Origin of the sequence: Jannaschia seohaensis (genome assembly GCF_900116765.1) — a bacterium.
Taxonomy (GTDB): Bacteria; Pseudomonadota; Alphaproteobacteria; order Rhodobacterales; family Rhodobacteraceae; genus Jannaschia; species Jannaschia seohaensis.
Genome location: NZ_UETC01000001.1, coordinates 855,004 through 878,494, shown reverse-complemented (window position 1 = coordinate 878,494; position 23,491 = coordinate 855,004). Strand labels below are relative to the sequence as shown.

Below are 23,491 nucleotides of genomic sequence, written 5' to 3'. Positions count from 1 at the left end.
CGGCGCCGCTCAGCCCGGCGCGCCGCACCCGCCGCCGCCGGGCGTCTCCGTTACGAAGACATCCCCCGCGCCAAGCTCCGCCATGTCGTTGCCCGCCAGCACGATGCGCGTTCCGTCCGCCCCCGTTCCACCCCGTTCCGGCCCGAGGCGCCCGGCGCGCGGCGCCTGCGCCATGGGGAGGGGTCACGCGATGGGAAGTCAGGACCGTCGCCTTCATCGGTCATCGGCTCAAGGAAGCGCAGGTGCCCCCCGCAGCTCGTCTCGTCGTTCTGGTGCACCGCATTGCGCCAGACGAAAGTGTCATCGTCCCCTGCGCGCCCGCGGCCCCCCCGCGCCCCATAGAGCACGCCGGCGATGGCCTGGCTGACCTCGGTATTGCCCGAGATCACAGCGGCGAGTGGACGCGGGTCGGTCATCGAGCCTTCGTCCATCGGAATGTCGGCCCCACGCGGCTGCGGAAGACATAGAGCACGACCGCCCGGCAGATCGCCCGCGGCGCGTTGTCGTTCAGCGCGCCCTGCGGCGACGTGCCGGTGAAGTCGATCGCCGCCTCGCGGGCCTCTCGGTCGAGCAGATAGGAGAGCCACCCTTACGACTGCATGTCGAGCACGCGACGGCCCCTCTCGGCGGCATTGTCCTGGACATGGCGCATATAGGCCGCGACCACATCGGCCCCGTATGGCGCGGCGATCCGGCTCATCTGGGCCACGCCGGTGACGTTGGCGACGATCTGGGCGGGGAGGTCAGCCCTGTCCTGATCGACCTTGCCGCAGGGCGAGCGCCCCGAGGCGGGCAACGCGCGGGCCGCTTCCTCCCGCAACACGCCTTCGCGCAGGAGGCGGAAGTTCCCGATCGGCACGGCCTGCTCGTCGATATGGGCGGGCACATCCGGCGCGTTGGCCACCAGGGTCGCCGGCGGCGACGGAGATCGCGCAGGAGACGTCCAGTCACTCCCTGACGTTCACGGAATGGGCGGTGGCCTCGACGCGGATATCGGGCGGCGCAATCCCCTGCGCGGCGACCTCCGCCCGCGCCGCTTTTGCGATCCGGTCCAGCACGACGCGGCCCGCCTCGGCCTCCCTGAGCGGCGCCGAGATCTGCCCCTCGCGCAACGCGCGGATATCGGCGAGCCCCATGCCGAAGGCCGAGAGCCGCCCCGCAAAGGGATGGATCAGTACCTCCCGTATCCCCAACATGTCGGCGACCAGGCGGACATGCGGCCTGCCCCCCGCCAAAGCAGTTCATCCTGTAGCCGGTGACGTCATAGCCGCGCTGCACCAAGATCTTCCTGATCGCGTTGGTCATGTTCTCCACCGCGATGCGCAGGAAGCCCTGGGCGATCTCCTCCACCGAGCGGGCCGGGTCGCTCTCGTCCCGCAGGGCCGCGAGCCTCGCCACCACCGCGTCGTGGTCGAGCAATTGATCCGCATTCGAGCCGGAGACCGGCGGGAAGGCGTCGGGCCGCAGCTTGTCCAGCAGCATGCTGCAATCGGTCACGGTCAGAGGGCCACCCCGGCAGTAGGCGGCGGGGTTTGGATCGGCGACAGCGCCCTCGCCGAGCGGGCGCTGCCTCTCGCCTTCGGCCGAGACCCGCGCGTCGACTTCCAGGACGTCGCCAGAGCGCAGATCCGGCAGACGGATATTCAGATCGAAGAGACGCGGGCGCGCCTCGGTGCCGATCTGCAGCGGATCACCGAAGCCGCTTGTGATGCACGGAACGGTCGGGGCGCCGCGCCGCTCCGGCAGAGCGTTGGTGGCGACGGTGGTCGCCATCTCCACCGCGCCGATCATGGACGGTGGCGTCGGCATTGCGCTCGGGGCTTTCCGACAGAACCTTATGGACAGGCAGCGCAGCCGCCGAGCCTGCCTTCAAGGTCGCTAGAGCGACGCCGCAGCCCGGCTCGCCTGATTGTAATGCCCCGCAAGCGCGCACAAGAAGGACGGCAATCTCCCGCATCTGCTCACCCCTCAGATCGACCTGCGACAGGCTCCCGAGCCGGTACCGCTCCCAGGCCTCGCGACCCGCGTCGCAAAGCGCCCGCCCCGTCTCGGAGGTCGCGCAGAACACCTCTTCCCCCGCGTCTCGGAGACCAGCGGCCCCGCCTTGAGCAGCTTCCTGAGCGCGTAGTTCACGGTATGCGTTTCCTCGATATCGAGCAGAAAGCAAATGTCGGTCAGGCCCTTGTCCCGTGCCTGATGGTGGACGTTGTGCAGGAGCAGGACCGCCAGCGGCGACAGCTCCCGCCCGGCGGCTGCCATGCATTTCACCATCCAGCGCGAGCGGGCGTGGAAAGCGATGATGCCCGAACTCCAACTCGGAGATCTGCCACGCCTCCCCCCTCGGCGAGGTGACGGCTGGAGACGATGCGGGACGAGTCGCGAGCGTCTTGAAACGGGAAAGCCTACCTTTTCGCTGACGGCTCGATGGCATGCTTTGATGGCCACCCCTGGACCGGCGGCCCGGCCGCACGACCCCCTGGGGTGTCGCGGATAGGGCGCCGCGTGCCGCCTTCGCACTTGCCCCCTCCGCGCCGCCCGCCCATACCGATCCCGCAAGGTTCCCCGATGCGCATGTGGCGTAGGGGACGAACTGGGAATGCGGAACGGGCGACCCAAACCGGGGTCCGAGGCCGCAGCCGCCCCCGCGACTGTGAGCGGAGAGGGACGGGCGACATGCCACTGGGAGCCCCCCGGGAAGGCCGCCCCGACCGACGACCCGCGAGCCAGGAGACCAGCCTTGCAGGCGACAACGACCTCCCGTCGGGTGTGACGGGACAGCAGGAGACACCACGTGAAGATTCCCGCCACTATCGTCACCGGCTTCCTCGGCGCCGGCAAGACGACCCTGATCCGCCATCTGCTGCAAAACGCCGAAGGCCGCCGCATCGCGCTGATCGTCAACGAGTTCGGCGATCTCGGCGTCGATGGCGGCATCCTCAAGGGCTGCGGCATCGAAAACTGTTCCGACGACGACGTGGTCGAACTGTCGAATGGATGCATCTGCTGCACCGTTGCCGACGATTTCGTGCCGGCGATGGAGGCGCTGCTGGCCCGGGAGACGCCGCCCGACCACATCGTGATCGAGACCTCGGGCCTCGCCCTGCCGCAGCCGCTGCTGCGCGCCTTTGCCTGGCCGGGGCTCAAGACCCGCGTGACGGTGGACGGCGTCGTCACCGTTCTGGATGGCCCCGCCGTCGAGGCCGGGACCTTCGCCGCCGACACCGCCGCCGTCGACCGCCAGCGCGCGGCCGATGACGGGCTCGACCACGAGACGCCGCTCAGCGAGCTCTATGCCGATCAGGTCGCCTGTGCCGACATGATCGTCGTCAACAAGACCGACCTGATGGCGGATGCCGGACCGCTGGTCACCCGCCTGCGCGGGGAGGCCCGGGCCGGGGTCCAGGTCGTCCCCGCCGCCCATGGCGCGCTGCCCATAGAGGTGCTGCTGGGCCGGGCGCAGGGGGCGGAGGACGACATCTCGGCCCGCCATGAGCTGCACCATCATCACCATCACCACGACGACGACCACCACGACGACGGTCACGACCATGATCATGACCATGATCACGACCACGGACATGACGCGTTCGAGAGCTTCGTGGTGGAGACCGGCGAGGTCTCAGACCCGGCCGCCTTCGCCGGCCGTCTGTCCGAGGTGATCCGCGATCACGACATCCTGCGGCTCAAGGGCTTCGCCTCGGTCGCGGGCAAGCCGATGCGGCTGACCGTGCAGGCGGTGGGCCCGCGCGTGGATCATTATTTCGACCGTCCCCTGGGCGCGGATCCCCGGGGCGCCCGGCTGGTGGTGATCGGGCAGGCCGGGCTCGACCGCGCCGCGATCACGGCCGCGCTGACGTGATCCGGATCGGGCCGGACGATCCACGCGCGCCGGATTGCGTCGCGCTCCTGGGGCAGCATCATGCGCTGATGCAGTCGCTCTTTCCGGCCGAGGCGAACCACTTCTTGGAGGTCGACGCTCTGGCCGGGCCCGATATCCGGTTCCTCTCGGCGCGGGAGAGCGGCTCGCTGCGCGGGGTGGGGGCGCTCGCGCTCCGCGACGGCTATGGCGAGATCAAGTCGATGTTCACCGCCCCCGAAGCCCGCGCCCAGGGCATCGGCGACGCCATCCTGAGCGCGCTGATCGAGACCGCCGCGTCGGAGGGGCTAGACGTCCTGCGCCTGGAGACGGGGCGCGGCCTCGATGCGGCCCATCGGCTCTATGCCCGCCACGGCTTCGTGCCCCGCGGCCCCTTCGGTGCCTATGAGGCCGGGCCGCATTCGCTGTTCTTCGAGCGGGGCGCCCCCGCCTGACGCTTGGTGCAACCACAAAATTCTTCAGCGAAGAATTTTGCCCACCGCCCCCCGTCAGACCCAGACGCCCGCGCCCGCCTCCGCCACCGCGATCCGCGCCGCCAGCCGCGCATTGTTCAGCACCAGCGCGATATTGGCCGCCAGCGCGGTGCCGTCGGTGCTCTCGTTCAGGCGCCCGAGCAGGAAGGGCGTCACGGCCTGGCCAGTGATCCCCCGCGCCTCCGCCTCGGCCAGGGCCGCGTCGATCGTGGCGCCGATCCCGGCCGCGTCCAACGCCGCCGCCTCGGGGATCGGATTGGCGACCAGCATGCCCGTGCCCAACCCCACCGCCGCGTTCGCCGCCCGGGCCGCGGCGATCTGCGCCGGATCGTCGAACCGCTCGCCAGCCACCAGCCCCGAGTCGCGCGTGTAGAAGGCCGGGAAGGCATCGGCCCCGAACACCGCCACCGGCACGCGCAGGGTCTCCAGCATCTCCAGCGTGCGTGGGATGTCGAGGATCGATTTCACCCCGGCGCAGACCACCAGTACGTCAGTTTCCGCGAGCTCTGTCAGGTCGGCGCTCACATCCATGCCGTCACCGCGATGCACACCGCCGATGCCGCCGGTGGCGAAGACGCCGATCCCCGCCAGGGCCGCGATCCGCATCGTCGCGCTGACGGTCGTGCCCGCCGTCCGGCCCTTGGCGATGCAGGCCCCCAGATCGCGGGAGGCAGCCTTGACCACCTTCGTGTCACGCCCCAGCCGCTCCACTTGAGCGGCGCCGAGCCCGGCGCAGAGCACGCCGTCGATCACCGCGATCGTCGCGGGCACCGCGCCTTCGGCCCGCACCGCCGCCTCGACCTCCAAGGCGACCTCGGCGTTGCGCGGCCAGGGCATGCCATGGCTGATGATGGTGCTTTCAAGCGCCACCACGGGGCGCCCTTGCGCCAGGGCGGTGGCAACCTCGTCGGTCATCTGGGGCTGGATCCTGCGGGCCATGGGCGCTCCTCCTGAGGGCGCCCTCTTGCACCCTTCCGGCGCCTCCCGCAAACCCCGTTTTATGCATCTTCTCGCCGCCCAACCCGGCGCCGTGGACGACGGAGAGCCCGTCGATCTCGGCCAGACCCCCGCCGACCTCGTGGTCATCTCCGCCGCCGACACGGAGTTGGCGATGCTGTCCGCGGCCCGGGCCGAGATGGAGGACGCGCCCTCCCTGCGGCTGGCGAGCCTGATGCATCTGCGCCACCCGATGTCGGTGGACCTGCATCTGGACGCCTGCGCCACCCGCTCCCGCCTCGTGGTGGCGCGGGTGCTGGGCGGGCGCGGCTACTGGACCTATGGGCTGGAGCAATACGCCGCCCGCCTGCACGAGGCGGGCGTGCCCTTCGCCGCGCTGCCAGGGGACGACAAGCCGGACGCGGAGCTCAGGGAGCTGTCGACCGTCTCCGCCGAGGATTACGACGCGCTCTGGGCCTGCCTCATCGAGGGCGGCCCGGCCAATGCCGCGACCTTCCTCGCCCATGCCAAGGCGATGCTCGACGACGCGCCGCGCCCCGCGCCTGCCCGGCCGCTCCTGCGCGCGGGCCTCTATTGGCCCGGCGCGCAGGAGGCCTCGATGGCCGATCTCCGCGCAGCCTGGACCGAAGGCGCGGCGGTCGTGCCGGTGATCTTCTATCGCGCGCTGTTGCAGGGGGCCGGGCTGAATCCGGTCAACCGGCTGGTGCGGGCGCTGCTGCGCGCGGGGCTGAACCCGATGCCGGTCTTCGTCGCCTCGCTGAAGGATCCGGTCTCGGCGGCGACCTTGGAGGCGCTGTTCCGCGACGCCCCGCCCGACGCGATCCTGAACCTGACCAGCTTCGCCGTGGGCGACCCCGAGGCCAACCCGCTGGCCCAAGCTTTCGCGAATGGCGCGCCGGTCTTCCAAGGCGTGCTGTCGGGCGGCACGGAACAGGCCTGGGAGGAGGGCACGACCGGGCTCTCGGCCCGCGACATCGCCATGAATGTCGCCCTCCCGGAACTCGACGGCCGCGTCCTGACCCGTGCCCTGGGCTTCAAGGGCGAGGCCTTCTTCGACGAGGCGACCCAGTGCCCGATCGCGACCTGGAAGGCTCATGGCGACCGGATCGCCTTCACCGCCGAGCTTCTGGCCGCGTGGTGTCGGCTGCGGCGTCTCGCGCCGTCCGGGCGCCGCGTGGCCCTGATCCTGGCCAACTATCCCAACCGCGACGGGCGGCTGGCAAATGGTGTCGGGCTAGATACGCCCGCCGCGACGGTCCATGTCCTGCGCCTGCTGGCCGAGGCGGGCTATGCGGTGGACGACCTGCCCGACGACTCGGCTGCCCTGATGGAGCGGTTGCTGGCGGGCCCGACCAACTGGCTGACCGACCGGGCCGAGCGGGCGGGCGGCGAGATCCTGCCGCTCGATACCTATCGTGCCTTCCACGACGGCCTGCCGTTTGCCGCCCGCACCGCCCTGGCCGAGCGTTGGGGCGCGCCGGAGGACGACCCCTTCTTCGATGCGGAACGGGGCGGTTTCGCCCTTTCGATCCACCGCTTCGGCAACGCGACGGTCGGGCTGCAACCGGCCCGCGGCTACAATGTGGACCCGACCGACAGCTACCACTCGCCCGACCTGATCCCGCCCCATGGCTATCTCGCCTTCTACGCCTGGCTGCGGGCCAATTCCGACGCGATCGTCCATATGGGCAAGCATGGCAATCTCGAATGGCTGCCCGGCCGCGCTCTGGCTCTGGGCGCCGAGGACTGGCCCGAGATCGCCCTCGGCCCGATGCCGCACGTCTATCCCTTCATCGTCAACGATCCCGGAGAGGGCACCCAAGCCAAGCGCCGCGCCCAGGCCGTCATCGTCGACCACCTCACGCCGCCGCTCACCCGAGCAGAGAGCTACGGGCCGATGCGCGATCTGGAGGCGTTGGTCGATGAGTATTACGAGGCCGCCGGCCTCGACCCCCGCCGGATCGACACGCTGCGGGAGCAGATCCTGTCGCTGGCCTCGGTCACGGGACTCGACGTGGATGCGGGCTTCGACGGCGCGGACGACCTCGCCAAGCTCGACGCCTATCTCTGCGAGTTGAAGGAGGCGCAAATCCGCGACGGGTTGCATGTCTTCGGGCAATCGCCCGAGGGCGACCTGGAGCGCGACCTGCTGATCGCGCTGGTCCGGCTGCCGCGCGGCGACGGGCCGGGGCAAGCCTCGCTGATCCGGGCGCTGGCGGAGGATTGCGGCGTCGGGATCGACCCGCTCGATTGCGACATGGCCGCCTCCTATGACGGTCCGCGCCACAAATTCTTGCGCGCCATGGGGACCGAGACCTGGCGCAGCAACGGCGACACGGTGGAGCGGCTGGAGGCGCTGGCGGTGCAGGCGGTGCAATGGCGCGAAACCCCGAAGCCCTTCACCCGGACGGCCCCGGTGCTGGAGGCGATCCATGGCGAGATCCTCCCCGCGTTGCGGCGCTGCGGCCCGGCGGAGGGGGAGGGCCTCCTCACCGCCCTTTCAGGGCACTTCGTCGCCCCTGCGCCATCCGGCGCCCCCACACGGGGCCGTCCGGACGTCCTTCCCACGGGGCGCAACTTCTTCTCGGTCGACAGCCGCGCGGTGCCGACGCCCACCGCCTGGAAGCTCGGCTGGAAGAGCGCCAACCTGCTGATCGAGCGGCACTTGCAGGACCATGGGGATTGGCCCCGCACAATGCTGCTGACCGCCTGGGGCACGGCGAACATGCGCACGGGCGGCGACGACATCGCCCAGGCGCTGGCGCTGATGGGGGTGAAACCCCGCTGGGACAGCGCCAATCGCCGCGTGGTCGGCTGGGAGATCATCCCCCACACCGCCCTGGGCCGCCCGCGCGTGGACGTGACCTTGCGGGTCTCGGGCTTCTTCCGCGACGCTTTCCCGCAGCAGATGGCCCTGGTCGACGGCGCCGCGCGCGCGGTGCAGGCGCTGGAGGAGCCCGAAGAGGTCAACCCCGCCGCCGCCCGGGCACGGGCGGGCGAAGGCGCCGCGCGGGTCTACGGATCGAAGCCAGGGGCCTATGGCGCGGGCCTCCAGGCGATGATCGACGAGCGGCTCTGGGACAGCGCCGCCGATCTGGGCGCGGCCTATATCGACTGGGGCGGCTACGCCTACGGCACGGGCGAGGGCAGGCCCGACCATGCCGGCCTTCGACAGCGGCTGGGCCAGATCGAGGCCATCGTCCAGAACCAGGACAATCGCGAGCACGACCTGCTCGACTCGGACGATTACTATCAGTTCGAGGGCGGCGCCGCAGCCGCGGTCGAGATGCTGCAAGGCGCCGGACGACCCGTCTACCACAACGACCACTCCCGGCCCGAGCGCCCGGTCATTCGCACGCTGGAAGAGGAAATCGGGCGCGTCGTCCGCTCCCGCGTGGTGAACCCGAAATGGATCGCGGGGGTGCAGCGCCACGGCTACAAGGGCGCCTTCGAAATCGCCGCGACGGTGGATTACCTCTTCGCCTTCGCCGCGACGACCGGCGCCGTCCGCGATCATCATTTCGACCTGGTCGCCGCCGCGGTGCTGGAGGACGACGCAGTCCGCGACTGGATCGGCGAGGTCAACGCGCCCGCCCTGGCGGACATCGCCGATCGGCTGTCGGAGGCGATTGCGCGCGGTCTCTGGACGCCGCGCTCCAACTCGGCGCGGGGGCTCTTGGACCGGCTGCGGCGGAGCTGACCGGCCAGCCGGTCGTGCGACGCCCGCGTCTGTCTCGGACGCGACGCGCCTGCGTTCGGCCCCGGCTTGGGGCTGTTTCTCAGTCTCTTGGGGGTGGCGCTTTTGGGGCGGGCGGGACCGGGGGCCAGCCCCCGGACCCCCGGGATATTTTGGCAGGGAAGAAGGAGGGATGGAGGCTGTCGGCGGCTGATGGTGCGGGCGTGACAGGGGGGCGGCTACCGGGCGGTCCTTTGCGTGTTCGGGACGGCAGCGGGGCCGACTTGCGGTCGCGCCGTCTCGACATGTGCTGGGATCACGGGTCTTGTGGGTGCGCGAATAGGGAGACGACGATGACCGAGGATCAGGACCGCCATCTCGCGCTCGGCGTGGCCCGGGCCGCCCATGGGCGGCAGCAGCGGGAGGGCGTGCTGCTCATCCGGACCATCGCGATGCCAGCCGACACCAACCCCGCGGGCGACATCTTCGGCGGCTGGCTGATGTCGCAGATGGATCTGGCGGCGGGGAACATGGCGGCGCGGGTGGCGCTGGGCCGCTGCGCGACGGTCGCGGTGGAAGGGATGAAGTTCCTGCGCCCCGTCAAGGTCGGGGACGAGGTCACGCTCTACGCGACGCTGCGACGGGTGGGCCGGACCTCGATGCGCATCCATGTCGATGCCTGGGCCCGCTCACGCTTCGCGAAGGATGGGGCCCCGGTCACCTCGGCGGATTTCGTGTTCGTCGCGCTCGACGAGGACGGGGCTCCGCGCGCGATTTTCGAGGAAGACGCGGGCTGAGCGCGCTCAACCGCAATCCAGCCGCATCCGCAGCAGCGCGACGTCGCCCACCGCGGTTCCCGGAACCACGGTGCAGCCTGTCACCTCCTCGGTGGCGAGGATCGCGCCGCGGGTCACATCGGCCAGGCCTGGACGCCAGACGGGATTGGTGCGCGTCGCCTGGGCATCGCTGCGGTTCCAGTTGATGCGGTAGCTGTGGCCATTGGCCTCGGCGCTGCCGCTGAAGGCCAGCCCATCCATCGGATGGGGCATGCCACAGGCCGCGAGAAGGAGGGGAAACAGGCGCCACATGCGGCCAGTCTCGCCCGCTCAAGGTTAACCGACGGTTAATCGCCCGGCTTGACCTCCCCTGCGCGCGCCAGGACAGTCCGCCCCAGAGCAGGAGGCCCAGAATGAGCGACGACACCGACCGCCACAACGCCAAGATGGCCAAGAAGAAGGCCGCGCGCGACAAGATCATGGCGACCAAGACCGAGGAACGCGGCCTCGTCATCGTCCATACCGGGAAGGGCAAGGGGAAGAGTTCCAGCGCCTTCGGCATGATCTTCCGATGTATCGCCCATGGCATGCCCTGCGCCGTCGTGCAGTTCATCAAGGGCGGCATGGGCACCGGCGAGCGCGATCTGATCCAGGCGCATTTCAGCGATCTGTGCGAGTTCCACACGATGGGCGAGGGCTTCACCTGGGAGACGCAGGACAAGTCCCGCGACGTCGAGATGGCCCAGGCCGCCTGGGCCAAGGCGAAGGAGCTCATCGCGGATGAGCGCAACCGCATGGTCCTGCTCGACGAGATCAACATCGCGCTGCGCTACGACTATGTCGATGCGGGCAAGGTGGTGGCCTGGCTGAAGGCCAACAAGCCGCCGATGACCCATGTCGTGCTGACCGGGCGTAATGCCAAGGAGGAAGTGCTGGAGTTGGCCGATCTCGCCACCGAGATGGAGCTGATCAAGCATCCGTTCCGGTCGGGCGTGAAAGCGCAGCCGGGTGTGGAGTTCTAGGCTCCGGACTCATAACCAGTAGCAGACGGTAGCGGCGAGGGCGACGGCGGAGAGGAAGACGTCTGCCCTTCGGTCATATCGTGTGGCGATGCGGCGGAAGTCCTTGAGGCGGCCGAACATGCGCTCGATGGCGTTGCGGTTTTGGTAGAAGTCCCGGCACCAGAAGATGCGGCGCTTTCGGTTCTTCCTCGGTGGAATGTTCGGGAATGCGCCGAGGCCCTTCACCTGGGTGCGCACCGCGTTGCTGTCGTAGCCCTTGTCGCCGACGACAACGAGCGCATCCGGCGGCAGGCGCTTCAGCAGGGTCTCGGCCGCGATGCAGTCTGCGACGTTGCCTCCCGTCAGCATCAGCCGGACCGGGCGGCACCAGCGGTCTGCGAGCGCGTGGACTTTCGTCGTCCTCCCGCCCCGCGACCGGCCGATCCCCTGCGCGACCTCCCCCCCTTTCCACCGCTGGCCGAGCGATGCGCCGAGACGGCCGAGCTGTCGATGAGGACCTGCGCGGGCGGGCCGCCGGCATCGGCCAGGGCCTCGAAGATCCGGACCCAATGGCCCTTCTCTGCCCACCGACGCCAGCGGTTGTAGAGCGTCTTGCGCGGGCCGTAGACGGCAGGCGCATCCACCCACCGGCATCCGGACTTCAGGACATGGATGATCCCGGAGATCACCCGCCGATCATCCACGCGCGGCACGCCGCGGACCTTGTCGGGTAGATGGGGCCGCAGCCGATCCATCTGCGCCTCGCTCAGCCAGAACAGGGTCTCAGACATGGCCACCCCCTCTAGAATGGGCACCATGAATCACGAACAGACTGACGGCGCCAGAGGGTTAATGGGTCCGGAGCCTAAGGCGCACCCGTCGGGGCGACCGTGGCTCTGCCGGACTGGCGCAGATCGCTGTGCCGCGCCTGCCCCCCGGAGGATTTGCCGCCGGAAGACGGGAATCCCGCCGCCTCTGGCGAGGCGTCACGGCCCGGCGGTGCGGGCGAGGCGGATCGGACCTTTCGCCGCCACCGGGTCGACCGGGTCGCCTTTCTGGGTGGCGACGATCTCCGGCAGGGTCGCTGCGACCGCGCGCACGCGGGGCATGAGCGGGCGCCAGTCGACGGCGAGCGCCCGCGCGACCTCGGAGGGGCAGAGCGTGCGGGGCGCGCGCTCCGTGGCCTGCGTTCGGATGACGCGCGCGATCTCGGCATCGGACACGCGCGCCATCGGAAGGTCAGCCCTCGATCGTATAGGGCTGGGACTGGCTGCCGTCGCGGCGGTTGAAGATGACCCGGTTCCCGTCGATTTCGGGAACGCTGCAAAATTCCCGCCCCGTCAGGCTGGGCGGAGAGGTGTAGGTGCTGCAGATCTCCCGCCCGTCCGTCGTGAAGGTTCCGACGGTGGGCTCCCCGCGCAGCGAGCCACCGACAGTGCCGTCGGAGCGGATCAGAAAGATGTCTCCCTGGTCGCTGACGAGCCGCTGATCGATCACCGCGCCGGCGGTGGTCGCCGTGGAAGTGCCGTCGGTCTCGACGCATCCCGTGAGCAGAAGGCCGGAACAGATCGCGCCCACGGCAAGTCTACCCGCACTGAACATGAGACAATTTCCTACGGTTTGTGCAGGAAAAGTCTTGCAATGGGCCTGCCCCGAGTCAATCGGCGCGGGGTAGGCCAGCCATACCCGCTCTCAGGAGAGGGCGGCGTCGCAGCGCCCGCAGACGCCGTCATGGCCGTGATGGCCCACATCCGGGAGCACCTTCCAGCAGCGCTGACACTTGCCGCCCTCGGCATGGGCGAAGACGACGGCGACGCCCTCCTCGCCCTCGGGGCGGAAGGCGCCGTCGGGGGCCGGGTCGGTCGTGACCACGATGTCGGAGGTGATGCAGATGTCGTCGAAATGGGCGTCCCGCAGGATCTCCGCGGTCGGCGCATCGACATGGACCACGGGCGCGGCCTCCAGCGAGGAGCCGATCACCTTGTCGCGGCGCGCGACCTCCAAAGCGCCGGTCACGGCGCGGCGGACGCGGCGGATCTTGGCCCATTTCTGAGCGAGCGCGTCGTCTCTCCAGCCGGGGTTCGGAGCGGGGAAGTCCTGGAGATGGACCGAGGAGTCCTCGCCCGGATGCACCTCCAGCCAGACCTCCTCCATGGTGAAGGGCAGGATCGGAGCCAGCCAGGTCGTCAGCCGCTCGTGCAGGATCCGCAACACGGTCCGCGCCGAGCGGCGGCGCAGGGTGTTGCCGTCGCAATAGAGCGCGTCCTTGCGGATGTCGAAGTAGAAAGCCGACAGGTCCACGGTCGCGAATTGGAAGATCAACTGATGGACCTCGGCGAAGTCGTAGCGGCGATAGGCGTCGCGCACCTGGTCGTCGAGTTCCGACAGGCGGTGGAGGACCCAGCGCTCCAGCTCCGGCATCTCCAGCGGGTCGGCCTCGTCCGCCGGGGTCCAGTCCGAGAGCGAGCCCAGCATGAAGCGCAGCGTGTTGCGCAGGCGGCGATAGCCGTCGGCCACGCCCTTCAGAATCTCGGGCCCGATGCGGTGGTCGGCGGTATAGTCGACCTGCGCCACCCAGAGCCGCAAGATGTCGGCGCCATATTGGTCGACGATGTCCTGGGGCGCGATGGTGTTGCCGATGGACTTGGACATCTTCATGCCCTTCTCGTCCATCGTGAAGCCGTGGGTGACGACGGCGCGGTAGGGCGCGCGGCCCAGGGTCCCGCAGCCCTGGAGCATCGAGGAATGGAACCAGCCGCGATGCTGGTCCGTGCCCTCCAGATAGACATCGGCGATGCCATCCTTGGTGCCGTCCGGGCGGTCGCGCAGGACGAAGGCATGGGTCGAGCCTGAGTCGAACCAGACGTCGAGGATGTCCATGACCTGATCGTAGGCCTCGGGGTCGTGGTCGTCCGCCAGGAACCGTTCCTTTGCGCCCGGCTTGTACCAGGCATCTGCGCCCTCTTCCTCGAAGGCCTCGATGATACGGGCGTTGACGGCCGGGTCCTTCAGCAGGAAGTCCGGGTCGTCCGGCTTGGCGCCCTTCTTGGTGAAGCAGGTGAGCGGCACGCCCCAGGCGCGCTGGCGCGAGAGCACCCAGTCGGGGCGGTTCTCGATCATCGAATAGAGGCGGTTGCGGCCGGTCTTGGGCGTCCACTCCACCAGCGTGTCGATCGAGGTCAGGGCGCGGGTGCGGACCGTCTCGCCATAGGTGTCCTGGCCATCTCCCACCGGCTTGTCGATGGCGGCGAACCATTGCGGACGGTTGAGGCGGATGACCGGCGCCTTGGAGCGCCAGGAATGGGCGTCGGAGATGGTGATGCGGGCGCGGGCCAGCAGCGTGCCCGCCGCGACCAGCGCGTCGATCACCGCCTTGTTGGCGCCGCCGGGCTTCTTGCCGTCGCGAGACAGGATGTATTGCCCGCCGAAGAGCGGCAGGTCGGCGCGGAAGGAGCCGTCGGCCTCGACGTTATGGGTCATCGCGAGGCCGTGCTTGAGCCCGATCTGGTAGTCGTCGTCGCCATGGCTGGGCGCGGTGTGGACGAAGCCCGTGCCCGCGTCATCGGTGACGTGGTCGCCGGGGAAGAGGGGCACGTCGTAGTCCCACTCGCCGTTTGCGCCCTCGGCCCCACGCAGGGGGTGGGCGCAGGTCAGCGCGGCAAGATCGTCGGCGCTGACGTCGCGGAGACGGCGATACATGTGCTCTTCAAGCCTGGCGGCTTTCATCGCCTGGGACGCGAGGGCGTCGGCGATGAGATAGCGGTCGCCCTTTTGGGCCCAGCATTCTTCGGGCGTGTCGATGACCTCATAGAGGCCGTATTCGATGCCCGGCCCGAAGCAGATCGCGCGGTTCTGCGGGATGGTCCAGGGGGTCGTGGTCCAGGCGACGACCTGAGCACCAGCGAGGTCGCCAAGTTCCATATGCGAATATCCGTCGATTCGCAGACCATCGATCTTCACGTCCATTTTTGTCGAGACCGGGAACGCCACCCAGATCGCGTCCGTCTGCCGGTCGTGATACTCGACCTCGGCCTCGGCCAGCGCGGTCTTCTCCACCGGCGACCACATCACCGGCTTGGAGCCCTGATAGACCAGCCCGTTCATCAGGAAGGTCTGGAACTCCGCCGCGATCACGGCCTCGGCGTGGTGGGCCATGGTCAGGTAGGGGTCGGCCCAGTTGCCCGTCACGCCCAGGCGCTTGAACTCCTCGCGCTGCACGTCGACCCAGCCGGCGGCGAACTCACGGCATTCCTGGCGGAATTCGACGACGTCGACCGCGTCCTTGTCGCGGCCCTTCTTGCGGTACTTTTCCTCGATCTTCCACTCGATCGGCAGGCCATGACAGTCCCAGCCGGGGACATAGCGCGCATCGAAGCCCATCATCTGGCGCGACCGCACCACCATATCTTTCAGCGTCTTGTTGAGCGCGTGGCCGATATGGAGGTTGCCATTGGCATAGGGGGGGCCGTCATGGAGGGTAAAGGGCTCCCGCCCCTCCTTTTCGCGCAGACGGTCGTAGACGCCGATCTTCTCCCATCGCTCCAGCCATCCGGGCTCGCGTTTGGGGAGCCCCGCGCGCATGGGGAAATCGGTCTTGGGCAGGTTCAGGGTCGACTTGTAGTCGGGGGCCTCGGAGGTCATCTCGGGCGGTCCTTCGGAATGCACTGGGGAATGGCGGTGCGCGTCTCGCGGCACCTTTGCCCGGCCGCCCCGATCTCAGGGCGCCGGGGGGATAATTCGCGTCGATATGACCGCTCGTCCCATCATCGCGCGCCTTATAGTCAGGCCCTGGTGGGAACGGCAAGGAGGAGCCGCGTGGCCAGGATCGGAATTGCCGGTGCGGGGATCGGCGGGTGGGGCTGGCGGGGCTCGACCGGCTGCGGACGGAGCCCCAGCCCAAGGGCCCCGGCACCACGCGTCTGTGCGAGCACGAGGCGCGCGGCGGGCTGGACGTGAGCCTTGGCCCCGAGGGCCAAGGCCGCGGCGGCTTGCCCCCCCCGTATGGCGGCAGCCACGCGGGCCAGAACCGTCTTCCGGCTGAGGGCGGCTGCCCACCGAGACCGGGGCACCCGAGCCGTTCGATCTGATCGTGGATACGCGGGGGCCGAATCCCCGGCGTGCGGCCCATGGGACGACCGGCGGCGCTGTTCTGGTTTCTACCCAGGGGCACGCGCGGCACACGCCCTCTGGCGGAGTGGAAGGCCGCGGCCGAAGGGCTCTGGCCCCGCGGTCGCGCCCTCCCTGGCAGGGGATCACGGCGCATGGCCAGATGAGGATGGCGCGTCAGTCGAACGGGCCGCTGCGGCGCCCCTTGGCCGAAGGCATCGTGCATATGGGCCACGCGTGGCCCCGAACTTCGCCGCAGCTGGACCAGGGCGCGAACATGGCTCTGCCAGATGCACCGACCCCGCGGCTGGCGCTCCAGGACCGGTGGCTGGCGGAGGCGGCTGTGGACCGCGCCGGGCCCATGTCGCAGCCCACTCGGCGATGGGGCGCGCGTTCAGACCCCCTATACCAGGCCGATAGCAAGCTCCTTACGCTGCTGCTCGCCCCTGGTCCGCCCTGGTCGGCGGACCGATGGTGGCCACCGGTCCATTGCGCGTTGCGACGTGAGAGCGCTGGGCGACAGGCAGACCCGATGACAACGCCCCAGGGCCTGACTTGGCAGGGCCGTCCCGTTCCCGATCGGATCCCTTGACGGAAACTTCACCTTCCGGTGCCAGCATCCAAGGACAATCGGAGGAGCAGAAAAATGGCTACGACCGTTGCTCTCGCCTTGTTCGGCACAACCATCATCGCGCTTTTCCCCGCCTTGCTGCCGTCGCCACGGCAAAAGCGGATTCGCACAGACTGACCAGACCACGCGCGCCCGGACGATGGGGTCCGGGCGCTGCGCGGCTGGTGAACGCCTCCGGCGCGCATGCGGGAGGGGGGCGACCGCTCTGGGCGCACGATCGGGCGACCAAGCCCGCCGCATCTCGCTGCCGCGAGACGTGCTCCCAAGCCTTGGAGTTGACGACGGGGCCTTCGCTCACCGCGCTGGCGACCGGCGTCACCGAGTCCGCCCGCACATCGCCCCCGGCGAAAATGCCCTCCGTGGAGGTGGCATAGGGGCGCCTTGCCCCACCGCGTCCCGCTTCGCCTGATAGCCGCTCCCGCCGCACGCCACCGCCCCGCCGAGCCATCCGATATTCGACGCGGCACCAACCATGACGAACAAGCCGCGGGCTTCCGTCCGGTCGCCCCCCCCGGCACGACCCCGTCGCCCCTGAGCGTGACCGCCTCCGGATGCGCGTCCCCATGCAGCGTGGCAGCCCCGTGTGGCAGCGGATGCGGATGGCTGGATCGGCGTCCAGCCGCGAGGGCAAATGGGAAGAGATGGACGCCGCCAGGCTGCCTCCGTTTACCAGCAGGTGCACGCATCGCGCGTGGCATGACAGGAGCATCGCCGCCTGCCCCGCCGAGTTGCCGCCCCCGATGATCGGGACATCCCTGTTCCGGCAGATCCGCGCCTCCATCTCGGTCGCGGCACGGGAAATGCCGGCACCCTCCAACCGCTCCGGCCGGTCAAGCCACAGGCGACAGCATTGCGCGCCAGTGACGATGACGCGCGCGGGCACAAGTCTCGGTCCCGTCGTCGAGCGTGACGCGAAAGCGGCCGTCGTCGCGCCTGGCGTTCCCGGTGGGCCCCGCGCGGTGCGGCGAGACCCGCGCCAAACTTCGTCGCCTGAACCTCGCCCCACTCGCGTGGATCGGTGCCCGACCTGCCGTTCGGAAAGCCCCTTTTCGGTCTCGACCCAACTGGTCGCGCCTGCCTGCCCGCCGATGGTCGCCTCCTCGACCGCTCGGGCCGAGAGTCCCTCAGCCCCCGCATGGACCGCCCCCAGGCTCCGCAGGTCGTGAGTCTCGTCGGCGTCGAACTCCAGATCGCGCGCGCAGAGCACCGCGACCTCGCCCGCTTCGCCCCGATCGACGATGTCGAGTATCTACTGCATCAGCCGGAGCGGCGGCCCGCCCACACCCACCAAAAGCCGGAAGGCCGAAGCATGCGGATCGGCGGCAGCGACGCGACCCCGGTTGGAAAGGCGATCTCGCCGGGGAATGGCCTCGCCCCCAACCTGGCGCCGTCGCCACAGCGGCCGACGGTGACCGGATCGACCGCCTCGAGTTCGCTCTCCAGCACTCAGATGAAGCCGCCCATCCAGATGAAATGGTCCATCGGAGGGCCGAGCGCCATCGGCCTCTCGCATGGCTGCGCGTCTTCCTCGCACCCGATTTTGCGGATGCACGCGACAGGGGCCTCGGAGAGCGGGCTGCACGCCATGATGCGCAGCCCGGCGGCACGGCTTTCGATCAGGTGTCCTTCCGGTCAAAGAGGCCGGTCAGCGAACGGCGGATAAGCTCGGTGATGCGCGGCGGGTGCGCATGGGTGAAGGGGAGCGGGCGGCAGACCTCCATCGCGGCGAGCCCCACGCGCGCGGTCAGTGCGCCGTTGACCAGCCCCTCGCCGAAGCGGCGGGAGACACGGGCCAGCACGCCGCCGCCCGCGACCGAGTGGATGAGGTCGTCCCCGACCGCCACCGCGCCGGTCGCCGCCAGATGCGTCAGCACGGTCCGCGCCAGCCGCCACGATCCCAGCGTGCCGCCCCTGCCCCCGTAGATCAGCGCGATCCGCCGGATCATGCGCAGGTTGGACGTGAGTGCGGCCACGACATCAGCCATCGCCAGCGGGACCACCGCCGTGACCAGGGCCACTTGGCGGGCGGCGGCCTCGACCTCCTTGGCGGCGGCGGCGTCGAGCGGGGCCAGCAGGTCCCGCTCGATCTCGGCGATCAGGGCGGGCGCGTCGCGGATCTCGTCGCGGCGGCCCTCCAGCGCCTCGCGGCCCCAGCGCGTGTCGGGGCGGCCCGCGTAGAAGCTCACCAGCCGGTCCGACAGCTTGCGCGCGGAGGTGAGGTCGGTGACGGCTGCGGCCTCACGCCTTATGCCGTCGATCCGGTCGAGCCGGGACAGCGCGCTGAGTTCCCGCAGGATCACCGCGCCGCAAGCGACGAGGAAAGCCGCGAAGAGCAGGGTCGCGATCCAGCCGAGGATCGGGTTGGAGGCCAAAAGCCCCGTCACGAATTCCCAGGCCGCGATCGAGAGGACGAAGGTCAGGACGGCGCCCAACGTCGACCAGACCCATTTGGCCAGTGAGCGCTCCTTGCGCGCGGCGAGCAGCGCGACGGTCTGCATGGCGCGCCCCGAGGGGCTCGGCGCAACTTCGTCATCTGGGACGGGCGGGGCGGAGGCCGGGTCGAACGGACCCGGGCCGGGCTCGCGCTCGGGCGGCAACTCCGTGGCGCGGGCCGCGCGCTTGGAGGCGGGCGTCTCCTCGATCTCGAACAGGACGCCGGCCCGGCGCTTGGTGTTCTTCGGGTCTGTCGCCATGCGCGCCTCCGTGAAGCCTCCGCTTAGGTATGATCGGCGTGGTCGGTTACAATCGCGGACTGTGCCCCCCGCGCTCAGAGCCTGTCGGCCAGCAGGAACTCGGCGGCACGGTCCAGGCGGATGAAGGGCGGCCCCTCGTTCGGGCGCAGGGTCAGGGGCGCGGGGGCGAAATCCATGATGTCGTAATCGGCGCCCAGCCATTCCTCCGCCCCCTCCAGCGCGGGGGTCAGGATATGGGAGGCGTCAGGCGGCAGTTCACCGGGATAGAGCGCCGCCTCGCGGCCGGTCTCCAGCAGGCGACCGCGCACGACGGGCAGCGTCTCGCCGTTGTGTACCCGCGTCTCCTCGACCGTGGCCCGCAGCGCGGCCAGCGCCAGCACCTCGGTCCGCGCCCCCGCGAAATCGGCGCGGCGGCGGGCATCGGACACCATCGCGTCCAGGATGTCGGTCAGGCGGGCGTGCTGGGTGTGGTGCAGATGGTCGGCCTTGGTCGCGGCGAAGAGGACGCGGTCGACCCGCTTGGCGCCCAGCAGGCCCAACAGCCAGTTCAGCGCGCCGGGCTTGAACGCCTCCAGGATGTCGGCGATGGCGGCGCGCATTTCCTCGACCGCGCGAGGTCCCCGGCGGATCGCGCCCAGCACGTCGAGCAGCACGACCTGACGGTCGAGGCGAGAGAAGTGCTCCCGAAAGAAGGGCAGCACGACCTTGGATTTATAAGCCTCGAAGCGCCGTTCCATCTCCCGCCGCAGCGAGCCACGCGGCGTCTCTCCGGGTGGCAGCGGCGCGAAGGTCAGGACGGGCGAGCCCTCCAGATCGCCAGGCAGCAGGAACCGCCCCGGCGTCAGGTCGTAGGCGCCCGCCGCCCGCGCCTCCCGCAGAGCGGCGGTATAGGCGGCGGCGAGGGCCTGGGCCTGCGGCTCAGACAGCCGGGCGGTGGGGTCGGCCGACTCCATCTCGGCCAGATAGCTCGTCGCGCCCCATTCGCGCAGGCGGCGCAGGGCGCGCTCGGACCAGTCCGAATAACTCTTGCCGATCAGGCCGAGGTCGAGAAGCCACTCGCCCGGATAGTCGACGATATCGAGATGCACGACCCGGGCGCCGCGCATGCCGCCCAGCAGGCCCCGGGGCTGGATCTTGAGCGACAGGCGCAACTCCGACACGGCGCGGGTGCCATCGGGCCAGCGCGGCTCCCGCGAGGTGAGCGCGGCGAGGTGCCGCTCGAAGTCGAAGCGTGGCACGGTGTCGTCGGGCTGCGGCTGAAGAAACGCCGTCTCGATCCGCGAAGACGGGGTGAACGCCGACATCCGGCCCCGGTCCATCAGGTTCGCGACGAGCGAAGTGATGAACACGGTCTTGCCGGCCCGGCTGAGCCCGGTGACGCCCAGGCGCACGGTCGGGTCGAACACGTCGGTCACACTCGCCGTCACGTCCCCGATCCCGCGCGTCACCGCATCCGCCACCCGTCCGATCACCATATCGCGCTCCGTCTCCGTTCCCCGGGAGATAGGAAAGCCAGCGGCAAAGGGGAAGCCGGGCGGGCCTCCGCGCGGCACGGGGCGGCCGGGCCGATACGGGATTTGAGTATTGGTAAACCCGTGATGCGGGGCCGATCCGCCGGGAGACGGGTCAGGCCCAGGTCGCGGCGATCACTCGGATTTCGGCCACCGCGCCCTGACTGCGGAGGCCCGCGACCTCGACCGCGGTCCCGGCCGGCCAGGGCTCGGACAGGGAGATGCGGCGGGTCTCGTCGAAAGCGTCGAAATCCACCCCCGCCTCGCGCAGCGCCAGCCGGATCTTGACGAAAGCGTTGCGGAACCGGTCGCGCGGGTCTTCGGGCATTCATGACCAGGCGGCGACCGGGGCGAAGGGCCGGCGAATGACGGCGCGGGACAGAATGAGGGATCGTCGCAATCCCGCCTGCGCATCGCGAGGGTCTTGCCCCCTCCCGCGGGCCATGGTGAGGGGCGCAGGTCCGGTCTCTCAGGAAAGCCCGCCGCATGTCGATCCTCTCCGCCCTCATGGTCAGCCGGGCGACGGTTGCCGCCTTCATGGCCGTGGGCTTCACCTGGGGCTGCTTCGCGGCCATGGCGCCGGTGCTGAAGACACGGATCGGGGTCGATGACGCGATCTTCGGCCTCTTGCTGTTGGGAACGGCGCTGGGTCTGACGACGACGCTCTACGCGGCGCCGCGTTTCGACCGGGCGATGGGGGTCTGGGCCCTGCCCCTCGGCGCCGCGCTGCTGGCGGCGATGGCGACGCTGCCGGGCTGGGCCGGGGTGACGGCGCCGCTGCTGTTCCTGTCGCTGCTGGTGCTGGGCGGGTTCAGCGGGCTCTTGGACGTCGTGATGAACGCCCGCGTCTCGGAAGTCGAGGCGCGCACCGGGCTGAGCCTGATGAACGTCAACCACGCCATGTTTTCTGTGGCTTATGCGATTTCGGCTCTGGTGACGGGCGCGATGCGCGAAGCGGGACTGGCCCCCGAGGCGATCTTTGCGGTCACGGGCCTGATGATCCTCGCGACCGTGCCCTTCCAAAAGACCGAGGTCGCGCCCCCGCCGCCGGAGCACGAGACGGGGGATGTCCGGCTGCCGCTGCCGCTGGTGGCGATTTGCGGCACGATGGTCCTCATCGCCTTCATGGGCGAGGCCACGGTCGAGGCTTGGTCCGCCCTGCATATCGAGCGCACCCTGGGCGGCGGCGCGGCGGAGGGCGCGTTCGGGCCCGCGATGCTGGGCATCACAATGGCGGTGGGCCGGTTCTCGGGTCAGGCGGTCGCGGCGCGGCTGTCGGAACTGACGGTGATACGCATCGCGACCGGCTTCGCGGTGGCGGGCGTGCTGATTGCGGCAGCGGCGCCCAGCCCGATCTGGGCCTATTTTGGCTTTGGCTTGCAGGGCCTGGGCGTCTCGGTGATCGGGCCGATGGGGCTGGCGCTGGCCGGGCGGCTCTCGCCCGCGCATAAGCGGACGGCGGTGATCGCGCGGGTCGCCATCATCGGCTTCACCGGGTTCTTCCTGGCCCCCGCCCTGATGGGGCTGGGGGCGGAGGCGTTCGGCCTCCGCTGGGCCTTCGCGGGCGTAGCACTGCTGCTGGCGGTGAACTGGCCGCTCAGCTATTCGAGGCAGGTCGCTCCCACTCGCCCCTAAAGCCCTTGGGCACAAGGGTGACATGCGGCCCGACATCGTGGATGTCCTTCTCGCCGCACAGCGCCATGGTGGTGTCCAGCTCCTTACGGATGACCTCCAACGCGTGGGTGACGCCCTTTTTGCCCATGGCGCCCAGGCCGTAGATGAAGGCGCGCCCGATATAGGTGGCGCGGGCGCCCAGCGCGACGGCCTTGAGTACGTCCTGGCCGGAGCGGATGCCGCCATCCATGTGGATCTCGATCTTGTCGCCCACCGCCTCGACGATCTCGGGCAGCATCCGAATGGAACTGAGCGCCCCGTCCAACTGCCGCCCGCCATGGTTCGACACGACGATCGCGTCCGCGCCCATTTCTAGCGCCTGACGCGCATCCTCCGGGTCGAGGATGCCCTTAAGGATGACCTTGCCCTTCCACTTGTCCCGAAGCTTGCGGATCTTGCCCCAGTCGAGCCGGGGGTCGAACTGCTCCGCCGTCCAGGACGACAGCGATGAGGTGTCGGTCACGCCCTTGGCATGGCCCACGATGTTGCCGAACTGGCGGCGCGGCGTGCCCATCATCTCCAGCCCCCAGCTCACCTTGGTGGCGAGGTTGGCGATGGTCGCCGGGGTCAGCTTGGGTGGGGCCGACAGACCGTTCTTCAGGTCCTTGTGGCGCTGGCCGAGGATCTGAAGGTCGAGCGTGATGACCAGCGTGTCGCAGCCCGCCGCCTCGGCCCGGCCGATCAGGTTGTCGACGAATTCCTCGTCGCGCATCACATAGAGCTGGAACCAGAACGGCGCCTGCGTCTTGCGGGCGACGTCCTCGATGGAACAGATCGACATGGTCGAGAGCGTGAAGGGCACGCCGAAATCCTCGGCGGCCTGGGCGGCCAGGATCTCTCCATCCGCGTGCTGCATTCCGGTCAGACCGACCGGGGCCAGAGCGACCGGCATCGAGACCTCGCGGCCCACCATCGTCGTCTTGAGCGAGCGTCCCTCCATGTCGACGGCGACCCGTTGGCGCAGACGGATCTTGTCGAAATCGGTCTCGTTCTCGCGGAAGGTCTGCTCGGTCCAGCTGCCCGACTGGCAGTAATCGTAGAACATCTTGGGCACGCGGCGCCGGTAAATGGCGTGCAGATCGTCGATATTGGTGATGACGGGCATGGGCGTCCTCG

18 protein-coding genes, 3 pseudogenes and 1 riboswitch are annotated in these 23,491 nt (G+C 69.7%); of the genes and pseudogenes, 7 read left to right on the top strand and 14 right to left on the bottom strand.

The features are described from left to right. Nucleotides 1-9 precede the first annotated feature (9 nt). From DTQ71_RS24015 to DTQ71_RS24755, 4 genes and pseudogenes are all read right to left on the bottom strand, one after another. The gene (locus DTQ71_RS24015; protein ID WP_245947184.1) at nt 10-174 is read right to left on the bottom strand and encodes a hypothetical protein; all 165 of its coding nucleotides are present in this window, start codon (nt 172-174) and stop codon (nt 10-12) included. Nucleotides 175-412: 238 nt separating this feature from the next. Further along, nucleotides 413-823 (bottom strand): annotated as a pseudogene (locus DTQ71_RS24010) (hydantoinase B/oxoprolinase family protein). 124 nt (nt 824-947) lie between these two features. Next, nucleotides 948-1,773: pseudogene (locus DTQ71_RS24005) on the bottom strand (hydantoinase/oxoprolinase family protein). Between the two features lie 195 nt (nt 1,774-1,968). Beyond that, nucleotides 1,969-2,259 carry a winged helix DNA-binding protein gene (locus DTQ71_RS24755; RefSeq protein WP_342768102.1) on the bottom strand — a complete coding sequence of 97 codons (291 nt, stop codon included), beginning with the start codon at nt 2,257-2,259 and terminating at the stop codon, nt 1,969-1,971. Nucleotides 2,260-2,540: 281 nt separating this feature from the next. Further along, nucleotides 2,541-2,754: riboswitch (cobalamin riboswitch) on the top strand. Nucleotides 2,755-2,791: 37 nt separating this feature from the next. Between DTQ71_RS24755 and cobW the strand changes: the two genes are divergently transcribed. Together cobW and DTQ71_RS04100 are read left to right on the top strand one after the other, a co-directional pair. Then, nucleotides 2,792-3,859 (top strand): cobalamin biosynthesis protein CobW, encoded by a 1,068-nt coding sequence (gene cobW / locus DTQ71_RS04105; RefSeq protein WP_109562988.1) that lies wholly within the window; start codon nt 2,792-2,794, stop codon nt 3,857-3,859. Continuing rightward, nucleotides 3,856-4,311 carry a GNAT family N-acetyltransferase gene (locus tag DTQ71_RS04100; RefSeq protein WP_245947182.1) on the top strand — a complete coding sequence of 152 codons (456 nt, stop codon included), beginning with the start codon at nt 3,856-3,858 and terminating at the stop codon, nt 4,309-4,311. Before cobW ends, DTQ71_RS04100 begins: the two co-directional genes overlap by 4 nt. A 54-nt stretch (nt 4,312-4,365) precedes the next feature. On the opposite strand, the gene DTQ71_RS04095 is transcribed toward DTQ71_RS04100, so the two are convergent. Next, complete coding sequence (locus tag DTQ71_RS04095) at nt 4,366-5,289, bottom strand: pseudouridine-5'-phosphate glycosidase (protein ID WP_109562987.1); 924 nt, start codon at nt 5,287-5,289, stop codon at nt 4,366-4,368. A 61-nt stretch (nt 5,290-5,350) separates the two neighbouring features. Between DTQ71_RS04095 and cobN the strand changes: the two genes are divergently transcribed. Continuing rightward, nucleotides 5,351-9,007 carry a cobaltochelatase subunit CobN gene (gene cobN, locus DTQ71_RS04090; protein ID WP_109562986.1) on the top strand — a complete coding sequence of 1,219 codons (3,657 nt, stop codon included), beginning with the start codon at nt 5,351-5,353 and terminating at the stop codon, nt 9,005-9,007. Nucleotides 9,008-9,435: 428 nt separating this feature from the next. Then, the gene (locus DTQ71_RS04085) at nt 9,436-9,780 is read left to right on the top strand and encodes an acyl-CoA thioesterase (RefSeq protein WP_245947219.1); all 345 of its coding nucleotides are present in this window, start codon (nt 9,436-9,438) and stop codon (nt 9,778-9,780) included. Between the two features lie 6 nt (nt 9,781-9,786). Here the strand turns inward: DTQ71_RS04085 and DTQ71_RS04080 are convergent, their stop codons facing one another. Continuing rightward, nucleotides 9,787-10,071, bottom strand: coding sequence for a hypothetical protein (locus tag DTQ71_RS04080; protein ID WP_109562984.1), 285 nt, complete (start codon nt 10,069-10,071; stop codon nt 9,787-9,789). A gap of 101 nt (nt 10,072-10,172) precedes the next feature. On the opposite strand from DTQ71_RS04080, the gene cobO reads away from it, so the two are divergent. After that, a complete protein-coding gene (gene cobO / locus DTQ71_RS04075; protein ID WP_109562983.1) occupies nt 10,173-10,781 on the top strand; it encodes a cob(I)yrinic acid a,c-diamide adenosyltransferase in 609 nt (202 codons plus the stop codon). Nucleotides 10,782-10,790: 9 nt separating this feature from the next. On the opposite strand, the pseudogene DTQ71_RS04070 reads toward cobO, so the two are convergent. From DTQ71_RS04070 to ileS, 4 genes and pseudogenes are all read right to left on the bottom strand, one after another. Then, a pseudogene (locus tag DTQ71_RS04070) lies at nt 10,791-11,515 on the bottom strand (IS5 family transposase). A gap of 231 nt (nt 11,516-11,746) precedes the next feature. Then, nucleotides 11,747-11,992: a DUF3253 domain-containing protein gene (locus tag DTQ71_RS04065; protein ID WP_109562981.1), complete on the bottom strand. Its 246-nt coding sequence runs from the start codon at nt 11,990-11,992 to the stop codon at nt 11,747-11,749. 7 nt (nt 11,993-11,999) lie between these two features. After that, complete coding sequence (locus tag DTQ71_RS04060) at nt 12,000-12,362, bottom strand: hypothetical protein (protein ID WP_146204796.1); 363 nt, start codon at nt 12,360-12,362, stop codon at nt 12,000-12,002. Between the two features lie 90 nt (nt 12,363-12,452). After that, nucleotides 12,453-15,401, bottom strand: coding sequence for an isoleucine--tRNA ligase (gene ileS, locus DTQ71_RS04055; protein ID WP_109562979.1), 2,949 nt, complete (start codon nt 15,399-15,401; stop codon nt 12,453-12,455). 2,231 nt (nt 15,402-17,632) lie between these two features. Here ileS and DTQ71_RS23090 point away from each other — a divergent pair. After that, nucleotides 17,633-18,160 carry a hypothetical protein gene (locus DTQ71_RS23090; RefSeq protein ID WP_146204795.1) on the top strand — a complete coding sequence of 176 codons (528 nt, stop codon included), beginning with the start codon at nt 17,633-17,635 and terminating at the stop codon, nt 18,158-18,160. On the opposite strand, the gene DTQ71_RS04040 is transcribed toward DTQ71_RS23090, so the two are convergent. From DTQ71_RS04040 to DTQ71_RS04030, 3 genes are all read right to left on the bottom strand, one after another. After that, entirely contained in the window at nt 18,114-19,190 is a 1,077-nt protein-coding gene (locus DTQ71_RS04040; RefSeq protein WP_109562976.1) for a YcjF family protein, read from the bottom strand. The two genes, DTQ71_RS23090 and DTQ71_RS04040, sit on opposite strands and share 47 nt — an antisense overlap. A 74-nt stretch (nt 19,191-19,264) precedes the next feature. Beyond that, entirely contained in the window at nt 19,265-20,665 is a 1,401-nt protein-coding gene (locus DTQ71_RS04035; RefSeq protein ID WP_109562975.1) for a YcjX family GTP-binding protein, read from the bottom strand. Between the two features lie 151 nt (nt 20,666-20,816). Further along, complete coding sequence (locus DTQ71_RS04030) at nt 20,817-21,029, bottom strand: RidA family protein (protein WP_109562974.1); 213 nt, start codon at nt 21,027-21,029, stop codon at nt 20,817-20,819. Nucleotides 21,030-21,187: 158 nt separating this feature from the next. Between DTQ71_RS04030 and DTQ71_RS04025 the strand changes: the two genes are divergently transcribed. After that, on the top strand, nt 21,188-22,336 hold the full coding sequence (locus DTQ71_RS04025; RefSeq protein ID WP_109562973.1) for an MFS transporter: 1,149 nt from the start codon (nt 21,188-21,190) through the stop codon (nt 22,334-22,336). On the opposite strand, the gene DTQ71_RS04020 is transcribed toward DTQ71_RS04025, so the two are convergent. Continuing rightward, nucleotides 22,299-23,480, bottom strand: coding sequence for an alpha-hydroxy acid oxidase (locus DTQ71_RS04020; RefSeq protein ID WP_109562972.1), 1,182 nt, complete (start codon nt 23,478-23,480; stop codon nt 22,299-22,301). The two genes, DTQ71_RS04025 and DTQ71_RS04020, sit on opposite strands and share 38 nt — an antisense overlap. Nucleotides 23,481-23,491 lie beyond the last annotated feature (11 nt).

Bases quoted from the DNA above. Each gene is read 5' to 3' on its own strand.
- cobN (WP_109562986.1), top strand. From the start codon at position 5,351: ATGCATCTTCTCGCCGCCCAACCCGGCGCCGTGGACGACGGAGAGCCC.
- DTQ71_RS04040 (WP_109562976.1), bottom strand. From the start codon at position 19,190: ATGGCGACAGACCCGAAGAACACCAAGCGCCGGGCCGGCGTCCTGTTC.
- DTQ71_RS04020 (WP_109562972.1), bottom strand. From the start codon at position 23,480: ATGCCCGTCATCACCAATATCGACGATCTGCACGCCATTTACCGGCGC.
- DTQ71_RS04085 (WP_245947219.1), top strand. From the start codon at position 9,436: ATGCCAGCCGACACCAACCCCGCGGGCGACATCTTCGGCGGCTGGCTG.
- DTQ71_RS04060 (WP_146204796.1), bottom strand. From the start codon at position 12,362: ATGTTCAGTGCGGGTAGACTTGCCGTGGGCGCGATCTGTTCCGGCCTT.
- DTQ71_RS04065 (WP_109562981.1), bottom strand. From the start codon at position 11,992: ATGGCGCGCGTGTCCGATGCCGAGATCGCGCGCGTCATCCGAACGCAG.
- cobO (WP_109562983.1), top strand. From the start codon at position 10,173: ATGAGCGACGACACCGACCGCCACAACGCCAAGATGGCCAAGAAGAAG.
- DTQ71_RS04080 (WP_109562984.1), bottom strand. From the start codon at position 10,071: ATGTGGCGCCTGTTTCCCCTCCTTCTCGCGGCCTGTGGCATGCCCCAT.
- DTQ71_RS04030 (WP_109562974.1), bottom strand. From the start codon at position 21,029: ATGCCCGAAGACCCGCGCGACCGGTTCCGCAACGCTTTCGTCAAGATC.
- DTQ71_RS23090 (WP_146204795.1), top strand. From the start codon at position 17,633: ATGGACCGCCCCCAGGCTCCGCAGGTCGTGAGTCTCGTCGGCGTCGAA.
- DTQ71_RS04095 (WP_109562987.1), bottom strand. From the start codon at position 5,289: ATGGCCCGCAGGATCCAGCCCCAGATGACCGACGAGGTTGCCACCGCC.
- DTQ71_RS04035 (WP_109562975.1), bottom strand. From the start codon at position 20,665: ATGGTGATCGGACGGGTGGCGGATGCGGTGACGCGCGGGATCGGGGAC.
- ileS (WP_109562979.1), bottom strand. From the start codon at position 15,401: ATGACCTCCGAGGCCCCCGACTACAAGTCGACCCTGAACCTGCCCAAG.
- DTQ71_RS04025 (WP_109562973.1), top strand. From the start codon at position 21,188: ATGTCGATCCTCTCCGCCCTCATGGTCAGCCGGGCGACGGTTGCCGCC.
- DTQ71_RS24015 (WP_245947184.1), bottom strand. From the start codon at position 174: ATGGCGCAGGCGCCGCGCGCCGGGCGCCTCGGGCCGGAACGGGGTGGA.
- DTQ71_RS24755 (WP_342768102.1), bottom strand. From the start codon at position 2,259: ATGGCAGCCGCCGGGCGGGAGCTGTCGCCGCTGGCGGTCCTGCTCCTG.